Origin of the sequence: Neptunomonas sp., assembly GCF_041601355.1 — a bacterium.
Classification (GTDB): domain Bacteria; phylum Pseudomonadota; class Gammaproteobacteria; order Pseudomonadales; family Balneatricaceae; genus Neptunomonas.
The window spans coordinates 1-5096 of the sequence record NZ_JBFIIH010000190.1 but is presented as its reverse complement, the minus strand read 5'-3'; the positions used below and the strand labels follow the sequence as shown (position 1 = coordinate 5096).

At 46.7% G+C, this 5096-nt stretch carries 5 protein-coding genes; all 5 read left to right on the top strand.

Translation table 11 applies throughout. From position 1 onward, the window contains the following. The first annotated feature begins 31 nt into the window (after window positions 1-31). Window positions 32-1690, top strand: coding sequence for an AMP-binding protein (locus tag ABY436_RS18790; RefSeq protein WP_372740459.1), 1659 nt, complete (start codon window positions 32-34; stop codon window positions 1688-1690). 10 nt (window positions 1691-1700) lie between these two features. After that, entirely contained in the window at window positions 1701-2252 is a 552-nt protein-coding gene (locus tag ABY436_RS18785) for a DUF2889 domain-containing protein (protein WP_372740458.1), read from the top strand. A gap of 52 nt (window positions 2253-2304) precedes the next feature. Continuing rightward, window positions 2305-3069: an enoyl-CoA hydratase gene (locus ABY436_RS18780; RefSeq protein WP_372740457.1), complete on the top strand. Its 765-nt coding sequence runs from the start codon at window positions 2305-2307 to the stop codon at window positions 3067-3069. A gap of 283 nt (window positions 3070-3352) precedes the next feature. Beyond that, window positions 3353-4105, top strand: a complete 753-nt coding sequence (locus ABY436_RS18775; protein ID WP_372740456.1) for an electron transfer flavoprotein subunit beta/FixA family protein — start codon at window positions 3353-3355, stop codon at window positions 4103-4105. Beyond that, window positions 4102-5031 carry an electron transfer flavoprotein subunit alpha/FixB family protein gene (locus ABY436_RS18770; RefSeq protein WP_372740455.1) on the top strand — a complete coding sequence of 310 codons (930 nt, stop codon included), beginning with the start codon at window positions 4102-4104 and terminating at the stop codon, window positions 5029-5031. The genes ABY436_RS18775 and ABY436_RS18770 overlap by 4 nt, the downstream gene beginning before the upstream one ends. Window positions 5032-5096 lie beyond the last annotated feature (65 nt).

Below are 5096 nucleotides of genomic sequence, written 5' to 3'. Positions count from 1 at the left end.
CTACCCATAACAATAAAAGCAGGGGCAGTTGATGGATAATGCACGTGGTACCTGGATTCCTGAAGATCTCAATCCCGAAGGATATAAAACCGTTCTCGATGTAGTTTCCAGTGTGTGTCAGCGTTATGCCGAGCGCCCCGCATTTACCAGTTTCGGCAGGACGTTGAGCTTTGATGAGTTGAACCGCCTTGCAGATGCATTTGCGGTTTATATTCAGCAAGAAACAGATTTGCAGCCGGGCGACCGGTTGGCGATTCAGTTACCGAATTTGATTCAATACCCCATTGTACTGTTTGGTGCGCTGCGGGCGGGCTTGGTGGTGGTGAATACTAACCCCTTGTATACGCCGCGCGAGTTGGAGCATCAGTTCAAAGACTCCGGAGCTAAGGCGCTGGTGATTCATGCCAGTATGGCGCACAACGCCGAAAAAATTATTGATAAAACCCAGATCAAACATATTTTTGTTACTCAGGTGGGTGATCTGCATGGTTTTATCAAACGTACGCTGCTGAATACGGCAATCAAATACATAAAGAAGATGGAACCTGATTACAACCTGCCGATGGAAATATCGCTGCGTCAGGCGTTATTCAGCCGGGTAGGGCAACAACCACAGCCTGTGGTTGTGAAAACCGAGGATATGGCCGTTCTTCAGTATACCGGCGGAACTACGGGAGTTTCTAAAGGTGCGGTGTTAACACACGGTAATTTGGTATCTAACATGCTGCAGGGCAGAGACCTTATGTGTCAGGCTGACAGCCACTGGTCTGATACATCGATAGCGCCCTTGCCTCTGTATCATATCTACGCATTCACTCTATCGCAGATTGTTATGGAAGCAGGAGGACACAGTGTTCTGATCGCTAATCCCCGCGACATCCCTGGATTCGTTAAAGAGATGAAAAGTTGGAGTATGACCAGCTTTATGGGGTTGAATACCCTCTTTGTAGCCTTGTGTAATAACGAAGACTTTAAAGCGTTGGATTTTAGTCAGTTGAAGGTGACCATTTCCGGCGGCATGGCACTCACGCATGCGGCGGCGGATCAGTGGAAAACCGTGACGGGGTGCGACATTATGGAAGGCTATGGATTAACTGAAACCTCTCCTGCTGTAGCGATAAACCCACCCGGTAATGTGAAGATAGGTACCATTGGCTGGCCGTTAAAAGCGACGGATGTACGTATCATTGATACTAGTGGTGCTGCTGCGCCAACGGGTGTGGAGGGTGAGCTTTGTGTTAAAGGTCCTCAGGTTATGCAGGGATACTGGCTACGCGAACGTGAAACCCGGTCATGCTTTACCGATGACGGTTTTCTGATAACGGGTGATGTGGCTGTCCGTGAAGAAGATGGGCGTTTGCGAATTGTTGATCGTGCTAAAGATATGATTATTGTTTCCGGTTTTAATGTCTATCCCAATGAAATTGAAGATGTAGTGACATCTCATCCAGATGTTGTTGAATGTGCCGCCATTGGTGTCAAAGATGAACGCAGTGGCGAGGTGCCAAAACTGTTTGTCGTGCGCCAAGATCCCTCGCTGACTGAGAAGGAGGTGATCAAGTGGTGTAAAGACCATTTGACCAACTATAAAGTGCCAAAATCTGTGGTTTTCGTAGATGATCTGCCTAAGTCTAATGTGGGTAAGGTGCTGCGTCGAATGCTAAAAGATGATGTCGGCCATCAGGCCTGAGGAGCGACATATGTCTTTATCTAAGCCGGTTCGTCGTAAGCATTCACATCGGCGCAGCATTATCTGCAATGGCTATGAGCGGGAAGATGGGATGTGGGATATTGAAGCACAAATGACCGATGTGAAAGCCGAGTGCGTAGATAACCCAGAGCGTGGGGGGTATGTCGCTGCAGGTGAAGCTTTTCATGATATGAAGCTGCGTTTTACGATAGATAAGACGTTCTTAATCCATCACGTTGAAGCGGCCATTGATGAATCTCCATTTATGATGTGCCCCGGTGCCGTGCATGTATTTAAGCGGTTGGAAGGCACACGTATAGGGCCTGGATGGCAACGTAAAGCTAAAGAATTAGTAGGGGGCGCGCAGGGCTGCACGCATCTGCATGAATTGTTACCTGTGCTGGCAACTACCAGTATTCAAAGCCTCTGGCCGAGTATGGACGAGGATGTCATGGATGCGGGTGCTAAAGTAATGCTGAATACGTGCCGTACCTGGGCGCAGGGCAGTGATGTTATTAAGCGATATTTGCCAGAACTGTATGTTGAAGAGTCCGTTCTGTAAACGCATAACATACGATCTTTTTTAAATTATTCATGAAAGCAGAGTGAAAATTATGAGCCAGAGTACAGATGTTTTGCAGCAGCGGGATGAGACTTTATTGTTACTGAAAATAAACCGTCCGGATAAAAAGAATGCGCTAACGCTGGCTATGTATCAGGCGCTGATTGATGGTCTGGTCGAGGCTGAACAGGATGATAGCGTTCGGGTAGTGGTGATTTCAGGGACGACGGATTGCTTCACCTCCGGTAATGATATACTGGATTTTATGGCAGCCGCCTCTCAGTCTGATAAAGCCGCGTTACCACTGAAGTTTTTACAGACAATATCGACATTTAGTAAACCCATTATTGCCGCCGTAGAAGGTGTTGCAGTGGGGATTGGTACCTCGATGTTACTGCATTGTGATCTGGTTTTCTGTAGCGAAACATCACGTTTTCAACTGCCATTTGCACGCTTAGGTCTGGTGCCTGAAGGCGGGACCAGCTTATTACTTCCTCTGCAATTAGGGCATCGATTAGCGTTCGAGTTACTGGTGTTAGGTAATGCTGTTGATGGGCGTCGTGCTGCTGAGTTAGGCCTTGTGAATTATGTTGTTAATGAACCATTACCTGATGCGTTGAAAACAGCACGACAATTAGCCGGTATGCCGCCTCAGGCGGTAAAACAGAGTAAACAACTGCTAAAGAGTCATCATCAGGAACTATTGCAAACGGTATTGATAGAGGAAGTAGAGCAGTTGGCAGAGCGTTTAAGTTCTGCAGAAGCCCAAGAGGCTTTTACGGCGTTTATTGAAAAGCGTCAGCCGAATTTTAACTAAGCTTCAGCATGATAGATGCAGTCAGTTGCAATTAAAGTGGTTTGTATCAGTTATCTGTGTATTTTCTTTACGTTAGTCTTTACGTTTACGTTAAGGTAATATGGGTAGCTGCTAAAAGACTACGTAGTTTCCCTTGTATTTGCGGGGTGTTTTGCGAGAATGGATACAGTCGTCCATGAAACAGATGTTTTGTTATTATGGCTTGGCGGTGCAGAGCTATTTTTGACCTAGACGTAAGGTCTGGCGTTCAGACCATCAAAAGAACAACAAAAGCGAGGCTTGTATGAAGATACTTGTCGCTGTAAAACGCGTAATTGATTACAACGTCAAAGTACGTGTTAAAGCGGATAAAACGGATGTGGATTTAGCTAACGTAAAAATGGCTATGAACCCATTCTGTGAAATTGCAGTTGAAGAAGCTGTACGCCTGAAAGAGAAAGGTGTTGCCAGTGAAATCGTCGTAATCTCTATTGGTACTAAACAGTGCCAGGAGCAGATTCGTACGGCATTGGCGCTGGGTGCTGACCGCGGTATTCATATTGAAACAGCTAATGCACCGGATTCACTGTCAGTGGCAAAATTAATGGCTAAAGTTGTTGCTGAGGAACAGCCCGGTTTGGTTATTCTGGGTAAACAAGCCATCGATTCTGATAACAACCAAACCGGTCAAATGTTAGCTGCTTTGCTGGATCGTCCTCAGGCAACCTTTGCTTCTGAAGTGGTTGTTGAAGGTGATAAGGTCACTGTGAAACGTGAAGTAGATGGCGGTTTACAAACGCTTGAGCTGGATCTGCCAGCTATCGTTACTACTGACCTGCGCTTAAATGAGCCGCGTTACGCGTCTTTGCCTAATATCATGAAAGCTAAGAAAAAACCGCTGGATGTGAAAACACCAGAAGAGCTGGGTGTTACGCTGAGCAGCAATATTACATTAGTTGCCGTTGAACCACCTGCCCAGCGTCAAGCCGGTATTAAAGTAAGCTCGGTTGCTGAGCTGGTCGATAAACTGAAGAATGAAGCGAAGGTACTGTCATGAGTATTCTAGTTCTTGCAGAACATGATAATCAGGAGCTGAAATCAGCAACACTGAATACCGTTGCTGCGGCAGTTCAAATCGGTGGCGATATCGATATTCTGGTAGCGGGTAGTGGCTGCCAGACTGTTGCTGAACAAGCGGCAAAAATAGCAGGAATCCGCAGTGTTCGTGTCGCTGATAATGCTGTTTATGAAAACCACTTGGCTGAAAATACGAGTAAGCTGATTGTTTCCATTGCTGAGGGTTATACCCATATTTTTGCATCCTCAACGTCGGATGGTAAAAATATTTTGCCACGTGTTGCTGCATTGCTGGATGTTAACCAGTTGTCTGACATCACTGCGGTTGTTAGTGCTGATACTTTCCAGCGCGCTATCTATGCAGGTAACGCCATTGCGACGGTTAAATCAGCAGACGCTGTTAAAGTAGCTACTGTCAGAGGTACTGCTTTTGACGCGGTTGCAGCAGACGGTGGCAGCGCATCTATTGATGCTATCGCCGATGTGATTGCTTCTGAGAATTCACGTTTCTTGAGTGCTGAACTGGCTAAATCCGATCGTCCTGAATTGACTTCTGCATCTATTGTGGTGTCAGGCGGGCGTGGTATGGGTAACGGCGAAAACTTCGAGATGTTATACACACTGGCTGATAAGCTGGGTGCGGCTGTGGGTGCATCACGCGCGGCAGTCGATGCGGGCTTTGTTCCCAATGATATGCAAGTCGGCCAAACCGGTAAGATGGTGGCTCCTGATTTGTATATTGCTGTCGGTATCTCGGGTGCGATTCAGCATCTGGCAGGTATGAAAGACTCTAAGGTCATTGTTGCGATCAACAAAGATGAAGAAGCGCCTATCTTTCAGGTGGCTGATTATGGTCTGGTTGCTGATCTATTCGACGTGATTCCTGAGTTGCAAGCTGCACTGTGATATCACAGTTGTTTTCGTAGCATCGCTACGGACCTTTGGAAGGGCTGCTTAATGCAGCCCTTTTT

What these genes read in the sequence shown, in the direction of transcription:
- ABY436_RS18780 (WP_372740457.1), top strand. Translation starts at nt 2,305, where the DNA reads ATGAGCCAGAGTACAGATGTTTTGCAGCAGCGGGATGAGACTTTATTG.
- ABY436_RS18775 (WP_372740456.1), top strand. Translation starts at nt 3,353, where the DNA reads ATGAAGATACTTGTCGCTGTAAAACGCGTAATTGATTACAACGTCAAA.
- ABY436_RS18790 (WP_372740459.1), top strand. Translation starts at nt 32, where the DNA reads ATGGATAATGCACGTGGTACCTGGATTCCTGAAGATCTCAATCCCGAA.
- ABY436_RS18785 (WP_372740458.1), top strand. Translation starts at nt 1,701, where the DNA reads ATGTCTTTATCTAAGCCGGTTCGTCGTAAGCATTCACATCGGCGCAGC.
- ABY436_RS18770 (WP_372740455.1), top strand. Translation starts at nt 4,102, where the DNA reads ATGAGTATTCTAGTTCTTGCAGAACATGATAATCAGGAGCTGAAATCA.